Below are 22,708 nucleotides of genomic sequence, written 5' to 3' on the forward strand. Positions count from 1 at the left end.
TAAACTAATAATCTATTTATATATTGCGACTTCTTCAATTATACAAATGGATTAACAACAGTTAATTGATTTTCATAAATTTGTTTATTATTGAGGTCTTCAGAATAAAGAGTTAAGCTCTTTGTCTCTAATGCAGCTGTAACAATCAAACTATCAAACCAACTTAATTGATATGTATCAGTCAATATTGAAGCCTTGGTGATAGTAATATCCGTAGTGACATAAATATTAAAGTTTCTACGAAGTTCAAGCAACGCCAAAGTAATATCACTCCAATCCATCTTCATCTTTTTTCGTGCTATATTACTAAACTCAATCATTACTTGTGTTGAAATCCACCTGTCTGGCAGACTACATATCCTTTGAGCAATCATTTGCTTTTCAGGTTCGTCATCAGAATAGGCATAAATCAAAATATTAGTATCTATAAATACAGCCATTATCTTGCATTTGCTTCTTCTCTGTTGAACTTAAATCCTTTTGTCTTAAATTTTATAGCATTAAAGGTCGGAATCTCCAAAGGTTTTTGTTTATCAATAGTTATATTATTTTGAAAAAGCTCTGCCATAGAAATACCAAAATAATTCGTAAATTTTTCAAGTGTTGCTAATGATGGTTCTACTTTTCCTTTCTCAATACTATCATATTTCTTTTCAGGTATCCCTATATTCTCAGCTACCTCTTTTTGAGATAAATGCATATTATCCCTAATTATTCTCATGTTATTGGCTATGATATTTATCAAAACTGTCATGACTTTAGTTTGTTTACATCTCAAAAATAACAAATAAAATAATCTCAATTTACATTTTTATAGATTTACTAAAAAAGGTCGATTCAATTTAATGAACCGACCTTTTTTGTATCTATTTGAAAACTAATGTTTATTCTTCTGTTGCTGTTGGCGCCAAAATTCTTGAAAGTGTTAACGTATCTCCTTCGCCAGAATAATCTGCTAAGATTACATCTCCGTTGGCTAAATCACCTTTCAATATTTCTTCTGCTACTGGGTCTTCTAAATAACGTTGAATAGCACGATTCAATGGTCTTGCACCATATTGTGAATCATATCCTTTTTCAGCGATAAAGTCTTTTGCTTTTTCAGTCAATTCAACTGTATAGCCAAGGTTTGTGATTCTAATGAATAGCTTTTTCAACATTAAGTCGATGATTTGGTGGATGTGCTCACGTTCAAGTGAATTAAACACAATTACATCATCCAAACGGTTTAAGAACTCTGGCGAGAAAGCTTTTTTCAAAGCATTCTGAATCGTTCCTTTCATCGCATCATCTAGACCATCAACTTTAGTTTTAGTAGAGAAACCAATACCTGTACCAAAATCTTTCAAATCTCTTGCTCCGATATTTGACGTCATGATGATAATAGTATTTCTAAAATCTACTCTTCTACCCAAACCATCTGTTAAAATACCATCGTCCAATACTTGAAGTAAGATATTAAATACATCTGGATGAGCTTTTTCAATTTCATCCAACAATACTACGGCATAAGGTTTACGACGAATCTTTTCAGTTAACTGTCCGCCTTCTTCGTAACCAACGTATCCCGGAGGGGCTCCGACCAAGCGAGATACACTGAATTTCTCCATGTACTCACTCATATCGATTCTTACTAAAGCATCATCTTTGTCGAACAAATAAGTAGCTAATACCTTCGCTAATTCTGTTTTACCTACCCCCGTTGGGCCTAAGAAAATAAATGAACCGATAGGTTTTTTAGGATCTTTCAAGCCAACTCTTGTACGTTGAATCGCTTTAACAAGTTTAGCAATGGCTGGATTCTGTCCGATTACTTTACCTTGTAACTCTTCATTCATATTCAGAAGTTTCTGTCCTTCTGTAGCAGCTACACGGTTCACTGGGATACCAGTCATTTGTGCAATTACTTCAGCAACGCTTTCTTCTGATACGGTATAACGGCGACGTTTAGTATCTTCTTCCCAATCACGTTTTGCACGGTCAAGTTGGTCTAACAAACGTTTTTCACGGTCACGTAACTGAGCAGCCTCTTCGTATTTCTGCGATTTAACTACTGCATTTTTCTCTTTCTTGATATTTTCGATGGCTTCTTCCAAACGAACAATATCTTCTGGTACTGTAATATTTGAAATATGAACTCTCGCTCCTACCTCATCCATCACGTCGATAGCTTTGTCAGGTAAAAATCTATCTGAGATATAACGTTCAGATAATTTCACTGCTTGTTCTATCGCCTCGTCAGTATAAGTTACATGGTGATGGTCTTCATACTTATCCTTGATGTTATTCAAGATTTCGATTGTTTCTTCAATAGAAGTAGCATCTACCATTACTGTTTGGAAACGACGAGCCAATGCTCCGTCTTTCTCAATGTACTGACGATACTCATCTAAAGTAGTAGCACCGATAACTTGTATATCACCACGGGCTAAAGCAGGCTTGAACATGTTCGAAGCATCTAATGAACCAGAAGCTCCGCCAGCACCTACGATAGTATGTAATTCGTCGATGAATAAAATCACGTCAGGTGATTTCTCCAACTCGTTCATTACCGCTTTCATTCTTTCTTCAAACTGACCACGGTATTTTGTACCTGCCACTAAAGAAGCTAAATCAAGGGTAACAACTCTTTTACCGAATAAAACACGCGATACTTTTTTCTGAACGATTCGTAGTGCTAGTCCTTCAGCAATAGCTGTTTTACCCACACCAGGCTCACCAATCAAAATTGGATTGTTTTTCTTTCTACGTGAAAGAATCTGAGCAACACGTTCTATTTCTTTTTCACGACCAACAATTGGGTCTAGTTTACCCGCTTCCGCTACTTTTGTTAAATCTCTACCGAAATTATCTAATACAGGTGTTTTAGATTTTTCTGTTCCTTTATTGGTGGTAGAACTTCCTCCAGCTGCGTTTCCGCTTGCAAACATTCTTGCATCATCATCGTTATCATCTGTGTCAGATGGGCCCGATTTGATATTAGGGTTTGATTGATATTCCACCATATCCTTAATTAATTCATAATGTATCTGGAACTTCTCAAGAATTTGTTTGGCTAAATTATCCTCATCTCTAAGAATAGCCATCAACAAATGTTCCGTTCCAACAAGGTTAGTTTTAAAAATCCTTGCTTCCAAGTACGTTACTCTCAATACTTTTTCGCATTGTCTTGAAAGCGGAATGTCTTGTTTGTTTTTGATAGTGTACGTAGATCGAACCGTACTCTTAGTAGCTTGTTCTATAGTAACACGCAAATCATCTAGGCTTGTCCCACACTTTTTAATTAAATCTAGAGCAATGCCTTCGCCTTCTCTGATCATTCCTAAAATTAGATGTTCCGTCCCGATGTAATCATGCCCAAGCCTGATTGCCTCCTCACGTGCGAGCGAGATAACCTCTTTTACTCTGTTTGAAAATTTTGCCTCCATGCTTAGAGTTGTTGAGTTATAGCGTTATAGAGCGTCAGAGTTGACCGTTAAGAGTGACAGGAAAAATCCAATTATTCTTTACTCTGATGCTGAAGGTAATCTCTGGTTATTTTCTTAATAATTACTTTCAGTAAATCTCTTCCAAATTAAATCTTAAACGTTAATTAATTAATCTTTGTTCATTTTCTATAGAACTTTGAAGTATCTTTAAAGACTGACTTCCCTGACAAAATAACAAATCTAAGATAGATAAATTAGGTACAAATTCACTGCCAAAGTTCTGTCGATAAGCAGTTGGTTTGTAAATTCCATTCGTAGAAAACGCTATTTTTGGATGAATTTTACTTCTCAAATCGTTCTCTACATTTTTTTCATATTTTTCTGTAAATATAATCTTTTTTTCGAGACGTAAAAGTTTCAGACAAATTGACAGAAGTTCTAGATTCAAATCGAACAAAAAGTCAGGTTTTTTTTCAATAATATTTTTAAAATATTCTGAATAATATTCAAAAAAAGGTGATTTTCCGTATGCTGAATGTATTGCACCCCAATGTCGGCGAATCCAATCTTGATGATATTCTATTTTTAAATCTCGAATCAATACCTTCGCATTGCCATTTTTTACTGGGATAGACAGCGTATCAATCTTATTAGTTGTCTGAATTATACAACGATTTCGGTAACTTTGCTTTTCGTAATATTCGTGTGCTTCAATAACAACGGTTTCGTGTTGAAGTAAGCATACAAAATATTCGAGACTGGGTAAATATTGTAAATCAATTATCATTTCCCTAAAATACAGCAGAATGATTTAATTTCAAATTTTTATGTTAAAATCATTCTATTTATCAAGAAAAAATACAAATTCGCAAAATAAAACATGATTTTTTTTAAATTTCTTTCGGTTTTACCATTTTGGTTAATTTATGGCATTTCTGATTTTGCCTATTTTTTACTTTTTCACATATTGAAATACCGTAAAAAAGTAGTTTTTGAAAACCTTAGAAATTCTTTTCCTGATAAAAACGAAAAGGAAATCCATGAAATTGCCAAGGGATTTTATCACCATTTAGCTGATATTTTTATTGAGTTTTTTAAAGGATTAAGTATTTCAGCAGAAGAGGTTACACAGCGTGTGCAAGTAAATAATATTGAGGTTGTAAAAAAGTATTTAGATAATAACATACCTATCATCTTCGTGGGTGGGCATCAAGGTAATTGGGAATGGGCAATTCATTCTGTTAGCTTACAAGGGGTTGAGTTAGATGTTGTTTATCAAAAACTTAGTAGCCCGTTCTTCGATAAGCTTACTTACGAAATCAGAAGTCGCTTTGGGGCATTTTTAATTGAAAGAAAGGATACCATTAAAGCTACCATTGAAAGGAAAGATAAACCAAGAGCGATTTGTTTGGCAGCCGACCAGATTCCTAGTCATTTGAAATCAGCCTACTGGACCAACTTTTTGCATCAAGATTCTGCTTTTTTTACTGGGCCAGAACGCATAGCGCGCAAGTTTGATTATCCAGTAATTTTTATGGAGTTTGTCAGGAAAGGAAGAGGGTTCTATGATATGAATCTTTCAGAGATTGTAAGTCCTCCTTATGATCACCTCGCTCCTAATGAAATTCTTGAGCGTTTTGTTCAGACATTAGATGCTTCCATAAAACAAAATCCATCATCATACTTATGGTCACACAGGAGATGGAAACATAAAAGAGAGAAACAAGAGATAACACCTTGATTGTATTTTATCCAACAAAAAAGCTTGCCTATTAGGCAAGCTTTTTTGTTATAGATAGGGAGATAAATCTCCCAGACCTTGTCTGATAATTTCAAAGTCATCCGAAGTAGCATCTACTATCGTTGAAGGTATGTTATTTCCATAGCCCCCATCAATTACGATATCGACCTGATTTTGGAATTTTTCAAAAATCAATTCAGGGTCAGTTGAATATTCTACAATATTATCATCATCATAAATTGACGTTGTGATGATAGGATTGCCGAGTTCTTCTACAATCAACCTTGGAATTTCATTCGCTGGAATCCTAATACCAACCGTTTTTTTACTTTGTGATAATACTTTAGGCACTTTATTGTTGCCTTCTAATACAAATGTAAAAGGGCCAGGCAAAGCTTTTTTCATTAATTTAAAGCCAGCATTAGATACCTTGGCATAATCTGCAATATGACTTAAATCATTACAGATAAACGAGAAATTATTCTTAGTAGGCTTGATGCCCTTTATTTGACAAATCCTTTCTACTGCACGCGTATTATGAATATCACAACCCATTCCATAAACTGTATCGGTTGGATAAATAATTACGCCACCATCTTTTAGGCAATTTACGATATGGTTTATCTTTTTCATATCGGTGCCTTTTTCATATAATTTTATAAACTCCGCCATCGCTCTTATAGATTGTTTTAATGGTTAATGTAACGAAAAAAACTATTCCATTATAAAATGGTGTAATGCTGAACTAAGGTTTTATTTCTTTGAAGAATAGACAACTATTAACGCTGTTACCCTCTATTTAGTTATCATTCGTTCAAACTTTAACATTTTTTACCAGTAATTAATTCCTGATATAGCAAGTTACGGGAATTTCAAAATAGAAGATAGGTAGTTCTAAACACAATCTATGTCTCTGAATCAATTAAAGTATCCGTTTCTTTTGAAGAATGTAAGGCTTCAGTAATACTAGCATTTATTTCAAACCCTAGAATAAGAATCAATGCTACCAGATACAACCAAACCATTAAAGCAATGAAGGTACCGATAGCGCCATAAAGTTTGTTATACGTAGCAAAATTGGATAGATAATAAGAGAATAAGTTAGAAATTAAGATTGTCAAAATAGAAGCAGTGATAGAACCCGCATTGATAAAATTCCATTTTTTATGGATAGCAGGTGCCCAATAATAAATGATGGAGATGGTTACGAAAAAAACGAGGAATATTACAAAATAAGTAAGGAGTTGAAGCACATAAAAAGTAATATCTCGGTTCATGATACCTTCATCAAAAAGGAAATCAACCATTACTCTACCCACAATTAAAACCACTATTGCGATGATTAATACAAACGTCAATAAAAAGTTTAGCATGATTCCTATCAGCCTTGCCTTGATAAATCCACGTTTTTCAGATGTTTTATAGGTCATATTGAAGGCTCGCATCAAAGCCATCATACCACTCGTAGAGGCATACAAAGCAAAGATAAAACCTAACGAAAGTACTCCTCCTCGTGGTTTACTGACAATCTCAATGATAGTTTCTTGGGCTTCATGAAAAATTCCTTTGGGCAATACATCTGAGAGTAATGATATGATTTTTAAATCAAGATTATTAACAGGAATATAAGGAATTAATGAAAACAGAAAGATGATAGTCGGGAATATGGCTAATGTAAAATTATAAGCTACTGCTGCTGCCCGAACATCAATATCAAATAGGGTAATTTTTTTAATTAAAACTTTATAGACTTGGTAAACACTATTAGCTACATTTTCTAAATGATAACGCTTCAAGAAAAGGCGAAATCGATTGTATGCTTGTGTATGTTGTATTTTTGTTAGCATTATGCGATTTTTAATTAACGATTAAGCAAAGAAAGCACTCAATCGTTCCAACAATTCTTTAGGTGCCGTAGTAAGCCTATTATTTTCCATTTTCACGAAAACTAACGTTGTTTCTCCTTTATGTACCAACACGCCCTTACTGTTTAGAATTTCATAATGAAAAACTACTCTAGCAGCAGGAATAGTTTTGATGGTTGTACGAATTGTCAGTAAATCATCATATAGCGCTGGGGCAATATATTTTGATGTATTCTCATAAACAGGCATCATCACTCCAGACTCTTCCATCGCTTTATAGCTAAAGCCAAGGCTCCTGAGAGCCTCTACCCTACCAATTTCATAAAGCCGTGCATAGTTCCCATAATAAACATAGCCCATTTGGTCAGTATCTGCATATCTAACTCTGTACTGATATTCGTGTTGATACATTGCTGATGAAATAATTAATTACAAACGATTATTTTCTGATGTTCAATTTGTTCAGTGCTTCTTGATAAATACGCGCATTATTAAGGTGGTCTGCAAAGGTTTCAGCAAAGTTATGATAGCCAGAGAAATCTTCTTTTGCACAGAAGTACATATAGTTATGATGTTCGTAATTCAATACTGCATCAATAGAAGCCAAGTCTGGTAAATTAATAGGCCCTGGAGGCAACCCAACTACACGATAAGTATTATAAGGCGAATTGATTTGCAAAAGTGCTTTGGTTACTCTTTTAATGCTAAAATCTTGGTGAGCAAACACAACCGTTGGGTCTGCACCCAAAGGCATATTAGCCTTTAAGCGATTCATATAAACCCCTGCTACTCGTGGCTTTTCGTCAGCTTTTTTAGTCTCAGCCTCCACAATTGAAGCCATTATTTGCGCTCTGATAGGGTCTAGACCAATTTCTGTTGCTTTTCTTTTACGCTCTTCTGTCCAGAATTTATCATACCAAGTTTTCATGGTACTCATCAGTTCTTCAGGAGTAGTAGTCCAATATACTTCATACGTATTTGGCAAAAACATGCACATGATGGTCTCTTTCGTAAAACCGTATTTTTGTGCCACTGCTGAATCATCTAGCATACTAGCAAGCGCAGTAGAATCAAATTCAAAGCGATTACCAATCTTATGAATCAAATCTTTTTTTAGGCGAATATTATTAAAGGTAAGTTTGATAGCATCTTGATTACCAGAACGAAGTTTCTTGATTACTTCATAATTACCCATATCAGCCTTGATGACGTATCGTCCTTCACGAACGTTTTCTTTATATTCCAACAATTTGGCTAAAAACTTAAATGAAAGTTCGTCTTTAACAATTTTATGTTTGCTCAACGAATCCCAAACAGTTTCAAAAGTTGCTCCTTTAGGAATCAAAAGGGCAAAACCTTTTTTCTGGTCTACTTCATAATTAGGCGTTTTGGTGATTTGCCAGACATAATAAGAAAACATTGTCGCAAACAAAGCGAAAGCGATAAAGAAGTAGCGTAATAATTTATGGTTTTGTTGCATTGTAATGATAATGAAATAACGCTCAAGCGTTTTTAAATGATTGTTTTTGTTTAACTAACTATTTATAGTCCTAATATCTATATATTGTTTTACTGCTGTTTTTACTTTCTTCTTTACAGCTGACCAAGTTATTTTTTTTAATGGGTCGGGGTCTTTTTGTATTTCTGCATCTTCAAAATACATCATTGAGCGAAGTATTGAAAAAATATCATTGTTAACATATTTCATTTTGAAGAAATCAATCATTTCAGCAACAGAATATGAATCCAATAATTCTGCTATATCCCAAAAATCTTTTTTTACTCCTCTTCTTGCAATAGCATTTAATTTCATTGCAATTATATCTGGAATTGATGCCAATCTAATACCATCAATTTCTTCAACAGGCTGAATATATGATTGAGGAATATATACAATATCTATTTTTATGGTCTCAATAAATAAAAATAACATTGTTTTACTTTGTGATACTATTATTGTTTGAGGAAAGACATCAATCAGAACATCACTAATTTCTTGTGGGTCAAAAATTTTGTTGCTAAATAAATGCAAATCGATACTTAAACGATGTCCTAACCTTAAAGATAAATTTGTACCCCCAACTAATACAAAATCTTTTAAATCAGGTATTTGCATTATTTTTTTTAGAAGTTCCAAAGTTCTTGGCTCGACTGTCTGCGATTGTAACATTTGAATTGTTTTCGTTTTAAATCAAAATATTCACATACAAAATTTAAGACATCCTTTTTTAAATATGCTGATTTTATGATTTCTTTTCTAATAGTATCTTTTCCGTAGAATTTAACCAATTCAACAAAATCGTCCCATAGTCCATAATTTAACACTTTTTCAATGATAAAAAACTTATCCTTCTCATAATCCAAATCTTCATACTTCACATCCCAAAATGGTAGACGAGAAATATTTGGTTTTTGATTGGAGCTATTATTTTTCATAACATTCAATGAAATATGTTAAGTTATTATATTTAACTATTAAATGAATAAACCAATATTATCTAAACCTTAAAACTCAATTCCAAATCTATCGGCCAACGCTTGCAGGTCTTTTACGACAGGTTCTAATAGATTAATACCATTTGCTTTACGTTCTGCTTCAATTTCTCTTTCAGGGTCACCTGGCACTAATACTTTCTTGCCTTCTACTGCTTCGGCTGCATGAAAACGGTCAATCCATTTATCCATATCAGCTTTAAATTCGTCAGCTGGGCGAAAAGCATCTATTCTCATGGCTCCTAAAAAGTGTCCAGTTCCTTTGCCTACTTGCTCGCCAGCAGTCATAAACCCTGCTGTTGCAAATGGCGGCACCCAAGGGCCAAAGTTAGCTCCTGATAATACACCAGAAAAAATATCCACGATAGCACCCAAACCATAGCCTTTATGAGAACCATGTTCACGGTCGCCACCTAACGGTAATAATGCTCCTCCGTTTTTAACAGCGTTTGAATCATCCGTAGGGTTCCCTTCTTTATCTTGTACCCAGCCAATCGGTGCGGCGGCTCCTTTTCTTTGTAAAATTTCCATTTTACCATAAGCCACTGCTGTACTAGCAAAATCTGCTACGAAGGCAGGATTCCTCTGTGCAGGAACAGCTACCGCAATAGGGTTGGTTCCTAAAAGCTTCTCTTTTGAAAAAGTTGGTGTTACCAAAGGGGCGGCATTGGTCATAGCCCAACCAATCATATCGTTGTCAGAAGCCAACATAGCATGGTAGCCTGCAATGCCAAAATGGTTTGAATTCTGTACAGAAATCCATCCAGAACCCACATTCTTCGCTTTTTCCATCGCAATTTGCATCGCTTTAGGTGCTACTACTAAGCCTAAACCTTTGTCACCATCAATCACAGCCGTAGAAGGCGTTTCATGGATGATTTTAATGTCTGGCTTAGGATTCAATCTTCCATTATCATACAAACGAACATAGCCACTTAATCTTGCTGTTCCGTGCGAATCTACACCGCGGAGGTCGGCAGAAATCAATACTTTTGATGCCAAATCTGCATCGTCTTCCGAACATCCTATCGAAAGAAATACATTTTTAATAAAGTTTTGTAGGGAGCTATATTCGTAAATCATGAATGAAATTGAGATTATTTTCTAATAATTTTACCTATTTGTCGATATCCGAGGAGCACAAAATTACAAATAATTGTTCGATGAAAGTCTTTTTTCAAGTAAAAAGCAGAAATATCAGGTAGGAATATAAAATATCTGCCTTAGCATTGATGATTGGTCTCTATCATTTTCATTCAAAATTTTGTATATTATCGATGAAATAAACTACTTTAAATCGGTAGAATATCATTCAATACTTACTTTTGTAGTAAATTGAAGGTATTGAAATATTTTTTATTCAATCACCCAATTATAAGAACCTAGCTTCTTAAGAAAGCGTTAACCAGTAAATATTGAGCATATAAATAAGTAAAAAAATGTCGTTCAGAATAAAACGTATCACAGCCAAACTGTTTAGTTATTTCGTAAAAGGATTATTTTTATTAGCCCCTGTTTATATAACAGGCTACATTATTTTCAACCTGCTGAACTCATTAGACCAAGAGTTTTATTTTTATTTCAGAGGAACGGGATTAGTTATTATGGTGGCTATCATCATGATTGTTGGTTTTTTGGGGTCAACTTTTATTTCTTTGCCTCTTATTCAAATATTAGAAGAAGGGGTTTCCAAACTTCCCTTGGTAGGTTTGATTTATTTTTCATTAAAAGACCTTATTGGAGCTTTTGTGGGTGATAAAAAGAAATTCAATCAACCTGTGAAAATTATATTCAACAAAGAAAATGGTATTCAAAAACTAGGGTTTATTACTCAGACTGATTTATCTTTTTTAGATATTCAAGACTCTGTCATTGTTTACTGTCCGCATTCTTATGCTTTTTCGGGTGAGGTATTTATTGTTCCAAGCGCAAATATTACTTTGTTGAACCTTCCAGCGTCTGATGTCATGAAAATGATTGTATCGGGTGGCGTATCGCTGGCAAGTAATCCTTAAAATCAATATTTAACACACAACATAAAGCTTCTAATTTAGTTATTGATTGTAAAACGTTTGTTTGTTTTTGCTATCATTATATTGCGTATCCATCAATCTCAATAATTTTTAATTCAATCTCATCATCTATGTTTTTGGCAAATATTTTTTCAAGTTTTTCTTGGTGGCTTATCATCCCCATTGCAATACTAATTCTAGCTATTCGTGATTTGTTGCAGAACCGCCATACTATTCAGCATAATTTTCCTGTGGTTGGTCATATACGTTATATGCTCGAAAAAATTGGTCCAGAATTAAGGCAATATATCGTAGCAAATAACCGTGAGGAGCTTCCTTTTAACAGAGGTGAAAGAGCATGGGTATATGCTTCATCCAAAAAAGAAAACAACTTACAGGGCTTTGGTTCAGATCAAGACTTCAACTCGGCAGGGTATATCTTTATCAAACATGCCATGTTAGGACATAAGTTAGCGGATAACCATCCTAATCAAAAAGACCCAAGCGCTGTACCATGTTCAAAAACAATAGGCGAATATCATAAAAGGAAACGTCCTTATAAGCCCTACTCGGTCGTAAATATTTCTGGTATGAGCTACGGTTCATTGTCGGCCAAAGCTGTTGAATCCTTAAACAAGGGCGCCTTAAAATTTGGCTGTTATCATAACACTGGCGAAGGTTCATTATCACCTTATCATAAGTATGGCTCGGATGTTATCGTAAATATCGGAACAGCTTATTTCGGAGTAAGGGACGATGATGGTAAATTTTCGATGGAAAAATTAATAAAAATGACTACCGATAATCCATTCGTAAAAGCATTAGAGTTGAAGCTTTCTCAAGGTGCTAAGCCCGGCAAAGGTGGTATGCTCCCTGCGGCCAAAATCACGAAGGAAATTGCAGAAATCAGGCACATTCCTTTAGGGAAAGATGCCATTTCTCCAGCTTTTCACTCTGAATTCTCTACCATTCCAGAAATGGTTAATTTTATAGAAGCAATGGCTAACCAAACTGGCTTGCCTGTAGGGATAAAGTCGGCTGTCGGAAAGTTAGAAATGTGGGAAGAATTGGCTCAATACATGGTAAAAACTGGTAAAGGACCCGACTTTATCACCATTGATGGTGGCGAAGGTGGTACGGGAGCTGCACCCCATGCTTTTGCAGACCATGTGTCGCTACCTTTCAACTATGGCTTTACCAAAGTATATAAGATTTTCCAGAAGTATGAATTAGCTGATAAAATCGTATTTATTGGTTCGGGCAAATTAGGCTTTCCTGAAAAAGCTATGATGGCGTTTGCGATGGGTTGCGATTTAATTAACGTAGCGCGCGAAGCCATGATGTCTATCGGTTGTATCCAAGCACAGGTTTGTCATACCAATCGTTGTCCAGCAGGAGTTGCTACGTCTAGCCCTTGGCTTCAAGCGGGTATAGACCCAGCTCTTAAAAGTGAGCGTTTTTATAATTATGTAAAAACATTGAACAAAGAAATTCTTGAAATAACTCATGCTTGTGGTTATGAACACCCTTGTCAAATGACGATGCAAGACGTTGATATGGTAATGGGTGATAATAATAAAACACAGTCGCTGGCTACTACTTTTGGTTATAACAAAACAAAAGTTCCTTTTGAAGGGGTAGATAAGCTTTTAAAAAGCCCTTATCTAGGCGGAGGAAAAGCACAGGTTAATTAATATACAAAAAAGGGATGGTCGAAAGCCATCCTTTTTTTTGTATATTAATTTTCAGAAACTAAGTGTTTATGCTATCATAAGACTTTATCATGCTTCAAATTATCCTAGCTAAAACGTTTATAATCAATTATTTTACAATAAAATCAATCACAAAAGTGGATAAATTGATACCATTCTGCTTTCGATAGCTCCATTTAACTGCTCGTTAGCTATTTTTCATTATCTTTGTAGTATGTTATCTATCAATAATCTTTCGTTTTATTTCGGTTCTCGCCCAATGTATGATGGGGCGAACTTACATATTAAGCCTAAAGACAAAATCGGTCTTATCGGGGCAAATGGTACTGGTAAATCTACTTTACTTCGTATAATTGATGGTGAATATTTACCCGACGGTGGTAATATTTCTAAATCAGGCGACTGTACCATCGGGTTTTTAAATCAAGACTTACTTTCATATCAAAGCGACGATTCTATCCTTTCGGTAGCAATGCAAGCTTTTGAACGTCAGAATTTCCTTCAAGCAGAAATCGATAAGGTTTTACATAAAATGGAAACTGATTTTGAAGACGATGACGTAAATAAATTGGCACGTTTTCAAGATGAATTTGATGCGTTGGGTGGTTATACCATTCAATCAGAAGCAGAAGCTATCCTTGAAGGTTTAGGATTTAGTACCGAAGAGCTTTCCCAACCCCTACAAAAGTTTTCTGGAGGTTGGAGAATGCGCGTAATGCTAGCAAAATTGCTTTTACAACGACCATCTTTATTAATGCTTGATGAACCTACCAACCACTTGGACTTACCGTCTATTGAGTGGGTAGAAAACTACATCAATACTTATGAAGGTGCCATCATTGTGGTTTCTCACGATAGATTCTTCTTGGACAACACTGTAACGACGATTGTTGAAGTGGCAGGTGCAAAATTGATTCCTTACTCGGGTAATTATTCTTTCTATATGGAAGAAAAAGCCTTGAGAAACGAAGTACAAAAAGGAGCATACGAAAACCAGCAACAAGCTATCAAACAAACTGAAAAGTTCATTTCAAGGTTTAAAGCCAAAGCATCAAAAGCTCGTCAGGTACAATCAAGGGTAAAAGCATTAGAAAGATTAGATATTATTGATGACGTGTTGGATGAAAATGCGAAAGTCAATTTTAAGTTTAACTTTGGAACTCAACCGGGTCGTTTTATTATGCACCTTGAAGACATCACCAAAGCTTACGGTCCTAAAAGAATCCTGACGCATACCAATGCTGTCATTGAAAGAGGTGATAAAATCGCCTTGATTGGTGCCAATGGTAAAGGTAAATCTACTGTTCTTAGAATTATTGATGGTTCTGAAGAGTTTCAAGGCGAACGTAAATTGGGACATAATGTAATTGACTCATTTTATGCCCAACACCAATTGGAAAGCTTGGATGTAAATAATACATTGCTTGATGAGTTGAAGATGACAGGTACGGGTAAACTTGAAACTGAATTAAGAAGTATCTTAGGCTGTTTCTTGTTTTCGGGAGATGATGCCTTCAAAAAAATCAAAGTACTTTCGGGAGGTGAAAAATCAAGGGTTGCCTTAGCAAAAGTATTGATTTCAGAAGCCAACTTCTTGTTACTAGATGAGCCTACCAACCACTTAGACATGATGTCGGTGAACATTTTGATTCAGGCTTTACAGCAATACGAAGGTACGTACGTAGTGGTTTCTCACGATAGATTCTTTGTTTCAGAGATTGCTAATAAAATTTGGTATATCGAAGATGAAGAGATAAAAGTATATCCGGGTACTTATGATGAATATGAAACTTGGATGGAACAACGTCGAATGAATGGTGAATTCAGTAAGGAAACTTCCCCTAAAAAGACGGTTGAAAAAGTAGTAGAGAAAAAACCTGTTGATGATTTTACTAAAAAAGAAGCACAGAAAAATCTGAAAAAACTGAATCAGAAATTAGCAGATACAGAAAGCTTGATTGCGAAATTAGAAGCAGAGAAAGTCGAAAAAGAAAAGACTTTGGCCGACCCTGCTATTTATAATGATGCACAAGCGTTGAAACGTGAAAACATTGCTTATCAAAAAATCCTGAATCAATTGGAAGAAGTAAATGATGCTTGGGAAGAAGTAATGTTGGAAATTGAAGAAGTAGAAAGCTTAGTTCAGTAAAATAATGGCATTCCGTTCATCATAAAAACGCAGGTAAAATAGCTAATATGCTTTTTCCTGCGTTTTTTGCTTTAGGCTATTGCAGAATATTTTAAGATACTATCCGTTAGTTTTATTATTTACAAATAGCTAATATCAATTCGCTCATACGCTCAACTCCATACATTACTCTTCTATGAAACTTTTATCGATTATATGCTTATTATTTATTCCTTTTGCCTTTTTTGCTCAGAAAAAGAAGAACACTTATCAAGCAAAAAAGGTTATTTATGATAATTATATCTATGAACCTTATATACGTACTGTACAATTATTTCCGTCATTGAGCACGACTAAAACCCCACAAGAGACCCTTAATCCACCAGTCATCAATTTACAAGAAAATCAAATTTTAAAATTGGAATTCGACTGTTTAGCACCCGAATTTCAAAATTTCAGGGTGAAAATATTTCATTGTAATGCAGATTGGACACCTTCAGTATTAAACGATATTGAATACCTCACCGAATTCAACGATTTCCCGATTAATGATTATAGAAATTCATTTGCTACTAAAATTCCTTATACGCATTTTGCTGTGGAGATTCCTAAAACCAAATTAGCTGGAAATTATCTGGTAATGGTTTATAAGAATCGTAATGAAGATGATATCATGCTTACGCATCGATTTATGGTTTTCCAAAACCGAATTGGTGTAGCTGGCAATGTAACCTTCCCGAATAATGTTCAAAGAAGGCGTACTCACCAACAAATTAACTTTAGTGTAAATTATAGTGGTTACGAAATCATTGATCTTAAACAAGACCTTAAAATTGTTATTCGTCAGAACTTTAGAGATAACAAAACACTGACAAACCTTAAACCTTTTATGATAGATTCTTATAATCGTAAGATGGATTATCAGTTTTTTGAAGGAGAAAACCAATTAGAAGGCAGTAACGAATTTAGGATATTTGATGGCAGAAGTACGCAACAAAAACTAGTAAATATTGCTAGGATTGTACAAGGAGAAAGAGAAAGCATCATAGAAATTCGTCCCGAAAAACCACAAAATGGCTTAGCGTATGTTGCTACAAATGATTTTAATGGAATGTACGTAATTGATAATTATGAAACCAATCGAGGCGATACGGAGTCAGATTATGTTCGGGTAAGTTTCCTGTTGAAAACTGATTCTTTAGCAAACAAAAAAGTATATCTCAATGGTGCGTTCAACGATTGGCAATTAAATGAGGTAAACCAAATGCATTATGTCCCTGAAAGTCAGGCTTACGAGGCATTTATCCAGTTGAAACAAGGCATCTATAATTATCTATATGTCACCAAAGACGACCAAGGAAATATAAGTGAGTCGGAACTAGAAGGAACACACTCGCAAACGGAAAATATTTATGAAATTTTAATCTATCACCGCCCCATTGGTGCACGTGCTGATGCTCTAGTAGGATATGTATTGATTAAAAATCAATAAGCTATTTTCATTTAAAATTTATAATAATTACGTTTACTTACTTGCTTATTATCTTGCTATAAAATTTATATTCAAATGAAAAACTTACTTTGGGCTTTTGCATCGTTGGTTATACTCCAAAGTTGTCAGAGCGGGAGTTACCCACAAAGCTCGGGCGGAGGTACTCAGTATCCTACAGAGCGTAATCAAACGCCATCGGGAAGAGATTCCTATCCATCTACCTCAACAGGTAGAGCCGCTGATAAAAATGTGTCTATCGGCAATATTCGCATTACTGATAAATATACAATCTTGTATGTGGCCTATAGAAATAACAATTCTCCCCAATATGATAGGAACGGGAGATTAGTCAATGATGGACACGAAGACATCGCCTTTCAGTCAACTGCTCAATTAATTGCAGCCAATGGTGCAAGGTCATTTAAATTAATCAAAACAGAAGGCATTCCTCAGCTTGTTGCAGGGCAAAATGTAAAGGTTTACGGTAGAAAAACAGTACCTGGTGACCAAATAAATTTTGTTGTGTATTTTGAACGCTTAGATAAAGGCTTGGAAGATTTCGATTTATTTGAATGTAACGATTATGATTACATTACTTGTTGGAATGTATATGGCTTACGAATTAGCAATCCAATAGACATTGTCACCCAGCCAACACAGCCGAAAGCCAACCCTGCTCCTCCTGTTTCTCCGACTAAAACGCTTCCTAAAAGTACCACAACAGTTAAAACAAAACCTAAAAGTGGAAAATTAGGCGAAGTAGAAAATACTCCTGTCCCAATGCCAGTAATTACTAACATTCAAGTTTCAGGCATCGTGCGAGATATAAAGACCAACAAGCCAGTTAGTGCTACTATCAACTATAAATTATCTAGCAGCAAACAAATTATAGATTCGGTACAGAGTTTTGTGAGTACTGGTATTTATAGAATGGGGTTACAAAAAGGGCAAATTTATACGTACACTGCCTCTGCTAAAGGCTATTTATCTGTTAATGACATTGTTGATTTATCTAAAATTACCAATGAAACTAAATTCAGTAAAGATATTTATCTTACACCTATTATAGTTGGGGATAAAATAGCATTAAAAAATATTTATTTTGAAGTATCAAAATCTGATTTATTGCCTGCATCCTTTTCAGAACTTACTAAACTAGTGACGATGATGCAGAATAATCCAGAGATGGAAATTCGTTTAGAAGGCCATACCGACATCATTGGTGATGCCGATGCTAACCTTGAATTATCACAAGAAAGAGTAGATGCTTGCGAAACATATTTGGTTCAAAAAGGCATTTCGACCAAGCGAATCCAAGCAGTTGGTTATGGTGCTAATCGACCATTGGTCAAGAAAGGAAGCGATGAAGAAAGGAAAGTAAATAGAAGAGTTGAATTTGTAGTATTAAAATTATAGTGCTATAAAAAAGCCTTACTAATGATTGTTAGCAAGGCTTTTTTATAACACTTAGTATTACTAAACGTTGAAACGGAAGTGCATAATATCACCGTCTATTACAACATATTCTTTTCCTTCAACAGATAATTTTCCTGCTTCTTTACAAGCTCCTTCAGATTTATATTGTTGATAGTCAGCAAATTTAATTACCTCCGCACGGATGAAACCACGTTCAAAATCAGAGTGAATTACGCCTGCAGCCGCAGGTGCTTTCCAACCCTTCTGGATTGTCCATGCACGTACTTCTTTAACGCCTGCTGTGAAATAAGTAATTAAGTTCAATAAATAATATGAACTACGGATTAACTTATCTAAACCAGACTCAGTAAGATTATATTCTTCTAAGAACATCTGACGGTCGTCTTCGTCTTCCATTTCAGCAATTTGTGCTTCTAAGGCCGCGCAAATTACTACTACTTCTGCACCTTCTTCGGCTACAGCAGCTTTCAATTGCTCAACGTATTCGTTTGTTCCTTTAGCAATTGATGCTTCATCTACATTGGCTACATAAATTACAGGCTTGTCTGTCAATAAGCACAAGTCACCAATTGCTTCAAACTTAGCATCAGGCTCTAAGCCCTGAACGGTTCTTGCAGATTTACCCGCTTCTAATGTTGATTTATATTGCTGAAGAATGGCTAATTGAGCTCTCGATTTTGCATCGCCTGCTTTGGCAGCACGTTCTACTTTCTGGATTTTTTTATCAACCGATTCTAAATCTTTTAATTGTAATTCATAATCGATAATTTCTTTATCCGATACAGGATTCACTCTTCCTTCTACGTGAACGATATTATCATCAGCAAAACAACGTACTACGTGTAGAATAGCATCTACTTCACGAATATTTGCCAAGAATTTATTACCTAACCCTGCTCCTTGCGAAGCTCCTTTTACTAGCCCTGCAATGTCCATAAATTCTATTACGGTTGGTAACACTCTTTGAGGATTTACCAATTTTTCTAAAATATTAAGACGTTCGTCAGGTACTGTTACAATCCCTACGTTAGGTTCAATTGTACAGAAAGGGTAATTAGCGGCTTCCGCCTTATTTGAAGAAATTGCACTAAACAAAGTAGATTTCCCAACATTAGGCAAACCTACGATTCCACATTGAAGACCCATTTATTTTTATTTACTAATTGCAAAAAATTTTATCACTTTCTTTAAATCCTCTAAAAGCTCATCATAAGTAACACAGTGAATCTTTTTAGAGTTAATAATTGTATGGCTTCTACGCCAATCAAATCTTTGTTTATCTGTTAAGTTTTCTAATGATGTTGTTCTACCAACAATTAAAATTCCATTATAGCTACTAATACGTGCACCGAATTTTCCTTCAAAAGATGTCGTTTGTTTTAAATCATCCAACTTCCAAAACCAATCTACTATTTGACTATATCCATGCTCAAACCTATTTGCCCATTCTCTTTGATATTTACCTTTCTTTTTCTTAAAAATACTGTCTGATGTTCCATCTTCAAATTCAATGAAAACATAGGATGCTTTTACAGAATCACCGATAACCAAATCAGCTTTAAAGTCACCGAAAAAATCAAACTCATAAGAAATTCTGTTGATTTCAACCAAATCAGGGAAGTATAATTTACCAATTAATGCAGATAAATTGGGGGATTCTTTAAAAAAAGGCAAAACCTGAGAGGATTCTTTTAACTCTTTATAATTGGTTAATAGGTTTTCTAAAGTAAGCAATTCTTTTTCAACTGCTTTCCAGTCAATATTAATTTCTTTAAAATCTTTCATCAACTATCATATTTCTATCTCCCAAAACTACCACTAAGAATAGCATGAACATGAAGCATATCTGGTTCTCGTTCAAAAATGACTTTATATATACCTACATTCATTATATAATACTCTTTGGGGTCGCCTGCTACAGGTAATAATTCAATGTTTTGTTGATCGTTATTTTTCAATACACTTTTTAAAGAATTTTCAATCTCATTGCGTGAGCTTTCTTTCAAACTATCATAAGCGATTTCTGCGGCGCGCTCTAATTCGATATTTTTAAGTATTCTTTCCATAATGACATTGCAAACGGTTTATACAAAGTTACAAGTTTAATCGTACAACAACAAAAAAGCCTCTGAAATTTCAGAGGCTTATAAATTCTTTCATTCGTTTATTCCCATTTCAAATCACTACCAAATCCGCCCACAGTATCTTCGTCTTCACGATTAAATTGAGTAAAATCTACATCAGGCAAAAGTTCATGTTTCACATGGTCAACTGCTTCTTGAAGGCCTTCAACAAATTTATCAAAATCTTCCTTATATAAGAACATCTTGTGTTTTTCGTAAGCAAAACCATCATCTTTTTGATAACGGCGACTTTCTGTAATAGTAATGTAGTAGTCGTTTGAGCGGGTCGATTTCACATCAAAAAAATACGTTCGCTTTCCTGCTCTGATACGTTTCGAAAACAATTCTTCTCTTTCTCTTTCTTCCACTGTGCTATGACAATTTAGGGTTTACGGATTGGTAAAAATATAAATTTTCTGAATGTTTCAAAAGTTAATCATGAAAAATAATTTCTATTTTCTACATCTTCACATTAATTATTAGTTAAATCGACTAATTTAATATTGAAAACAAAACGATTGATTCTTAAAACAAAAAAATCATTGTGCTATACATGCTATGCTTTATGGGTAAATTCCAATATTATATGCTTAAAATTTATATTTTTATTTCGCCCGAAAAAGGCTAATTTCGTATTCCAGTTTTGGTAGATAATGTGTAGAAAGCCACTAAATTAAAACCACTAAATCACACAAAATGTCAAAACCACTTCTAGGAATTATCATAATTCTCAGCCTTTTCTGTTCTGTTGCCCATGCACAAAAATTAGGGGATGAATCTTTTGGTATTTCTTCATTCTATGCTCAGTATTTCTATAATAAACCTACCTCGACGGGTGAAATACTTCAACGAAATCAGTACACTGCTGCCCACATGACATTGCCCTTTGGCACGATGCTGGAAGTAACAAATCTTGCCAATAAACGTTTTGTAATTGTAAGAGTAAACGACCGCGGTCCGTTTAAGCCTGGAAGGATTATTGACTTAACTGAAAATCCAGCAAAGTGGCTAAAAATGACGAATAAGGGGCTTACAAAAGTACGTTTAAAAGTGGTTGGCTTTGACGGAGATATTATGCTAGAGCCTTTCGACTCGCTAAGGCTGACTGCCCCTCCGCATTTTGAGCCTAAATTTTATCAGAAAACGAAGTTAAAATATCATCGCTATTATCGCCTCAAAAAAAATTGGCAAAAAAGAAAATATCCAAACCTCAAACATCGACGTTTAAAGGTAAATTCTTATTTAAGGAAACTTTCTAAGCAAAGAATCAAAGCGCGGAAATTAGCGAAAGCAACTCCTAAAAAGCCAACTAAATAATGTTAGTTCACTCAACAAAGTTTTAAAATAATTTATGGATTTAACACAAATACGCCAATATGGGAATATAGAATTTTTAGCCAAGCAAATGGTAGAGGGTTTTATTACGGGTCTTCATAAATCACCATTTCACGGTTTTTCGGTGGAATTTGCAGAGCATCGTTTGTATAATAATGGCGAAAGTACTAGGCATATAGATTGGAAGGTATTTGCAAAAACGGATAGACTTTACACTAAAAGATATGAAGAAGAAACAAATTTGCGTTGTCATTTAATTATCGACACGTCTTCTTCGATGTATTATCCAGAGAAAAATAATGGCAAAATTGTATTCTCTACTATGGCAGCAGCGGCTTTGGCATATATGCTTCAAAAACAAAAAGATGCTATTAGCTTAATTACTTTCTCCTCAGCTGTTGAGATTCAAACGCCTGTCAAATCAACGCCTTCGCATATCCATAAAATCTTTTTGGATTTAGAAAATTTACTTCAAAAACCTAAAGAACATAAAAAAACGGAAGTGGCGTCGGTAATTCACCAGATTGCTGAAAACATTCATAAGCGTTCGTTAGTAATCATTTTCAGCGATATGTTTGATGATATTGATAATTCAGAAAAGATTTTTTCTTCTTTACAACACCTGAAACATAACCTGCACGAGGTATTGATTTTTCATGTGACAGATAAAAAGACAGAATCTGACTTTGAATTCGATGACCGTCCCTATGAATTTATTGATTTAGAAACCAACGAAACCATCAAGTTGAATCCTGCTCAAGTAAAGGTTGATTATCAGAAAACTTTGCATCAGTTTTACCAAGAATTAAAACTGCGTTGCGGACAATATAAAATTGATTTTATTGAAGCTGATATTGCTGAAGGGTTTGAACAAATCCTTACATCGTATTTGGTAAAAAGAGGAAAGATGAAGTAAAAGTATTTTACTTCATCTTTCAATCA

At 34.7% G+C, this 22,708-nt stretch carries 23 protein-coding genes; 8 read left to right on the forward strand and 15 right to left on the reverse strand.

From position 1 onward, the window contains the following. Positions 1-38 precede the first annotated feature (38 nt). The 4 genes from AC07N0_RS10525 to AC07N0_RS10540 form a co-directional block, all read right to left on the reverse strand. On the reverse strand, positions 39-440 hold the full coding sequence (locus tag AC07N0_RS10525; protein ID WP_494589152.1) for a PIN domain-containing protein: 402 nt from the start codon (positions 438-440) through the stop codon (positions 39-41). Continuing rightward, positions 440-754, reverse strand: a complete 315-nt coding sequence (locus tag AC07N0_RS10530; protein ID WP_492799641.1) for a helix-turn-helix domain-containing protein — start codon at positions 752-754, stop codon at positions 440-442. The genes AC07N0_RS10525 and AC07N0_RS10530 overlap by 1 nt, the downstream gene beginning before the upstream one ends. A 130-nt stretch (positions 755-884) precedes the next feature. Beyond that, a complete protein-coding gene (locus tag AC07N0_RS10535) occupies positions 885-3,428 on the reverse strand; it encodes an ATP-dependent Clp protease ATP-binding subunit (RefSeq protein WP_494589153.1) in 2,544 nt (847 codons plus the stop codon). A 160-nt stretch (positions 3,429-3,588) separates the two neighbouring features. After that, positions 3,589-4,215, reverse strand: coding sequence for a WbqC family protein (locus tag AC07N0_RS10540; RefSeq protein ID WP_492799643.1), 627 nt, complete (start codon positions 4,213-4,215; stop codon positions 3,589-3,591). Positions 4,216-4,308: 93 nt separating this feature from the next. On the opposite strand from AC07N0_RS10540, the gene AC07N0_RS10545 reads away from it, so the two are divergent. Beyond that, complete coding sequence (locus tag AC07N0_RS10545) at positions 4,309-5,169, forward strand: lysophospholipid acyltransferase family protein (RefSeq protein ID WP_494589154.1); 861 nt, start codon at positions 4,309-4,311, stop codon at positions 5,167-5,169. 48 nt (positions 5,170-5,217) lie between these two features. On the opposite strand, the gene AC07N0_RS10550 is transcribed toward AC07N0_RS10545, so the two are convergent. From AC07N0_RS10550 to AC07N0_RS10580, 7 genes are all read right to left on the reverse strand, one after another. Beyond that, positions 5,218-5,802, reverse strand: coding sequence for an L-threonylcarbamoyladenylate synthase (locus AC07N0_RS10550; RefSeq protein WP_492799645.1), 585 nt, complete (start codon positions 5,800-5,802; stop codon positions 5,218-5,220). 272 nt (positions 5,803-6,074) lie between these two features. Continuing rightward, entirely contained in the window at positions 6,075-7,016 is a 942-nt protein-coding gene (locus tag AC07N0_RS10555; RefSeq protein ID WP_492799646.1) for a YihY/virulence factor BrkB family protein, read from the reverse strand. A gap of 21 nt (positions 7,017-7,037) precedes the next feature. Continuing rightward, entirely contained in the window at positions 7,038-7,445 is a 408-nt protein-coding gene (locus AC07N0_RS10560) for an acyl-CoA thioesterase (RefSeq protein WP_309919030.1), read from the reverse strand. Positions 7,446-7,473: 28 nt separating this feature from the next. Beyond that, complete coding sequence (gene mltG, locus AC07N0_RS10565) at positions 7,474-8,514, reverse strand: endolytic transglycosylase MltG (RefSeq protein ID WP_494589155.1); 1,041 nt, start codon at positions 8,512-8,514, stop codon at positions 7,474-7,476. A gap of 54 nt (positions 8,515-8,568) precedes the next feature. Beyond that, a complete protein-coding gene (locus AC07N0_RS10570) occupies positions 8,569-9,150 on the reverse strand; it encodes a nucleotidyl transferase AbiEii/AbiGii toxin family protein (RefSeq protein ID WP_494589156.1) in 582 nt (193 codons plus the stop codon). 8 nt (positions 9,151-9,158) lie between these two features. Continuing rightward, positions 9,159-9,470 carry a DUF6922 domain-containing protein gene (locus AC07N0_RS10575; protein WP_494589157.1) on the reverse strand — a complete coding sequence of 104 codons (312 nt, stop codon included), beginning with the start codon at positions 9,468-9,470 and terminating at the stop codon, positions 9,159-9,161. 69 nt (positions 9,471-9,539) lie between these two features. After that, complete coding sequence (locus AC07N0_RS10580) at positions 9,540-10,610, reverse strand: Ldh family oxidoreductase (protein ID WP_492799651.1); 1,071 nt, start codon at positions 10,608-10,610, stop codon at positions 9,540-9,542. A 356-nt stretch (positions 10,611-10,966) separates the two neighbouring features. On the opposite strand from AC07N0_RS10580, the gene AC07N0_RS10585 reads away from it, so the two are divergent. The 5 genes from AC07N0_RS10585 (at position 10,967) to AC07N0_RS10605 (ending at position 18,287) form a co-directional block, all read left to right on the forward strand. Next, positions 10,967-11,542, forward strand: a complete 576-nt coding sequence (locus tag AC07N0_RS10585; RefSeq protein ID WP_309919017.1) for a DUF502 domain-containing protein — start codon at positions 10,967-10,969, stop codon at positions 11,540-11,542. A gap of 128 nt (positions 11,543-11,670) precedes the next feature. Further along, positions 11,671-13,233 carry an FMN-binding glutamate synthase family protein gene (locus tag AC07N0_RS10590; protein ID WP_494589158.1) on the forward strand — a complete coding sequence of 521 codons (1,563 nt, stop codon included), beginning with the start codon at positions 11,671-11,673 and terminating at the stop codon, positions 13,231-13,233. Between the two features lie 277 nt (positions 13,234-13,510). Continuing rightward, on the forward strand, positions 13,511-15,400 hold the full coding sequence (gene abc-f, locus AC07N0_RS10595) for a ribosomal protection-like ABC-F family protein (protein WP_494589470.1): 1,890 nt from the start codon (positions 13,511-13,513) through the stop codon (positions 15,398-15,400). A 175-nt stretch (positions 15,401-15,575) separates the two neighbouring features. Next, a complete protein-coding gene (locus AC07N0_RS10600) occupies positions 15,576-16,871 on the forward strand; it encodes a type IX secretion system plug protein (protein WP_494589159.1) in 1,296 nt (431 codons plus the stop codon). Positions 16,872-16,946: 75 nt separating this feature from the next. Next, complete coding sequence (locus AC07N0_RS10605) at positions 16,947-18,287, forward strand: OmpA family protein (RefSeq protein WP_494589161.1); 1,341 nt, start codon at positions 16,947-16,949, stop codon at positions 18,285-18,287. 60 nt (positions 18,288-18,347) lie between these two features. Here the strand turns inward: AC07N0_RS10605 and ychF are convergent, their stop codons facing one another. The 4 genes from ychF to AC07N0_RS10625 form a co-directional block, all read right to left on the reverse strand. Continuing rightward, positions 18,348-19,454, reverse strand: a complete 1,107-nt coding sequence (ychF, locus tag AC07N0_RS10610; RefSeq protein ID WP_492799655.1) for a redox-regulated ATPase YchF — start codon at positions 19,452-19,454, stop codon at positions 18,348-18,350. A 6-nt stretch (positions 19,455-19,460) separates the two neighbouring features. Beyond that, positions 19,461-20,093, reverse strand: coding sequence for a Shedu immune nuclease family protein (locus AC07N0_RS10615; RefSeq protein ID WP_494589162.1), 633 nt, complete (start codon positions 20,091-20,093; stop codon positions 19,461-19,463). 14 nt (positions 20,094-20,107) lie between these two features. Then, complete coding sequence (locus AC07N0_RS10620; protein WP_494589163.1) at positions 20,108-20,374, reverse strand: hypothetical protein; 267 nt, start codon at positions 20,372-20,374, stop codon at positions 20,108-20,110. A 98-nt stretch (positions 20,375-20,472) separates the two neighbouring features. Then, the gene (locus tag AC07N0_RS10625) at positions 20,473-20,799 is read right to left on the reverse strand and encodes a DUF3276 family protein (protein WP_309918987.1); all 327 of its coding nucleotides are present in this window, start codon (positions 20,797-20,799) and stop codon (positions 20,473-20,475) included. A 328-nt stretch (positions 20,800-21,127) separates the two neighbouring features. On the opposite strand from AC07N0_RS10625, the gene AC07N0_RS10630 reads away from it, so the two are divergent. Continuing rightward, entirely contained in the window at positions 21,128-21,748 is a 621-nt protein-coding gene (locus tag AC07N0_RS10630) for a septal ring lytic transglycosylase RlpA family protein (protein WP_494589164.1), read from the forward strand. Between the two features lie 34 nt (positions 21,749-21,782). After that, a complete protein-coding gene (locus tag AC07N0_RS10635) occupies positions 21,783-22,682 on the forward strand; it encodes a DUF58 domain-containing protein (protein ID WP_494589165.1) in 900 nt (299 codons plus the stop codon). The last annotated feature ends 26 nt before the right edge of the window (positions 22,683-22,708 follow it).

Source organism: Arcicella sp. GW821-FHT09D11, from assembly GCF_059416265.1.

Bases quoted from the DNA above. Each gene is read 5' to 3' on its own strand.
- AC07N0_RS10525 (WP_494589152.1), bottom strand. From the start codon at position 440: ATGGCTGTATTTATAGATACTAATATTTTGATTTATGCCTATTCTGAT.
- AC07N0_RS10530 (WP_492799641.1), bottom strand. From the start codon at position 754: ATGACAGTTTTGATAAATATCATAGCCAATAACATGAGAATAATTAGG.
- AC07N0_RS10535 (WP_494589153.1), bottom strand. From the start codon at position 3,428: ATGGAGGCAAAATTTTCAAACAGAGTAAAAGAGGTTATCTCGCTCGCA.
- AC07N0_RS10540 (WP_492799643.1), bottom strand. From the start codon at position 4,215: ATGATAATTGATTTACAATATTTACCCAGTCTCGAATATTTTGTATGC.
- AC07N0_RS10545 (WP_494589154.1), top strand. From the start codon at position 4,309: ATGATTTTTTTTAAATTTCTTTCGGTTTTACCATTTTGGTTAATTTAT.
- AC07N0_RS10550 (WP_492799645.1), bottom strand. From the start codon at position 5,802: ATGAAAAAGATAAACCATATCGTAAATTGCCTAAAAGATGGTGGCGTA.
- AC07N0_RS10555 (WP_492799646.1), bottom strand. From the start codon at position 7,016: ATGCTAACAAAAATACAACATACACAAGCATACAATCGATTTCGCCTT.
- AC07N0_RS10560 (WP_309919030.1), bottom strand. From the start codon at position 7,445: ATGTATCAACACGAATATCAGTACAGAGTTAGATATGCAGATACTGAC.
- mltG (WP_494589155.1), bottom strand. From the start codon at position 8,514: ATGCAACAAAACCATAAATTATTACGCTACTTCTTTATCGCTTTCGCT.
- AC07N0_RS10570 (WP_494589156.1), bottom strand. From the start codon at position 9,150: ATGCAAATACCTGATTTAAAAGATTTTGTATTAGTTGGGGGTACAAAT.
- AC07N0_RS10575 (WP_494589157.1), bottom strand. From the start codon at position 9,470: ATGAAAAATAATAGCTCCAATCAAAAACCAAATATTTCTCGTCTACCA.
- AC07N0_RS10580 (WP_492799651.1), bottom strand. From the start codon at position 10,610: ATGATTTACGAATATAGCTCCCTACAAAACTTTATTAAAAATGTATTT.
- AC07N0_RS10585 (WP_309919017.1), top strand. From the start codon at position 10,967: ATGTCGTTCAGAATAAAACGTATCACAGCCAAACTGTTTAGTTATTTC.
- AC07N0_RS10590 (WP_494589158.1), top strand. From the start codon at position 11,671: ATGTTTTTGGCAAATATTTTTTCAAGTTTTTCTTGGTGGCTTATCATC.
- abc-f (WP_494589470.1), top strand. From the start codon at position 13,511: ATGTATGATGGGGCGAACTTACATATTAAGCCTAAAGACAAAATCGGT.
- AC07N0_RS10600 (WP_494589159.1), top strand. From the start codon at position 15,576: ATGAAACTTTTATCGATTATATGCTTATTATTTATTCCTTTTGCCTTT.
- AC07N0_RS10605 (WP_494589161.1), top strand. From the start codon at position 16,947: ATGAAAAACTTACTTTGGGCTTTTGCATCGTTGGTTATACTCCAAAGT.
- ychF (WP_492799655.1), bottom strand. From the start codon at position 19,454: ATGGGTCTTCAATGTGGAATCGTAGGTTTGCCTAATGTTGGGAAATCT.
- AC07N0_RS10615 (WP_494589162.1), bottom strand. From the start codon at position 20,093: ATGAAAGATTTTAAAGAAATTAATATTGACTGGAAAGCAGTTGAAAAA.
- AC07N0_RS10620 (WP_494589163.1), bottom strand. From the start codon at position 20,374: ATGGAAAGAATACTTAAAAATATCGAATTAGAGCGCGCCGCAGAAATC.
- AC07N0_RS10630 (WP_494589164.1), top strand. From the start codon at position 21,128: ATGTCAAAACCACTTCTAGGAATTATCATAATTCTCAGCCTTTTCTGT.
- AC07N0_RS10635 (WP_494589165.1), top strand. From the start codon at position 21,783: ATGGATTTAACACAAATACGCCAATATGGGAATATAGAATTTTTAGCC.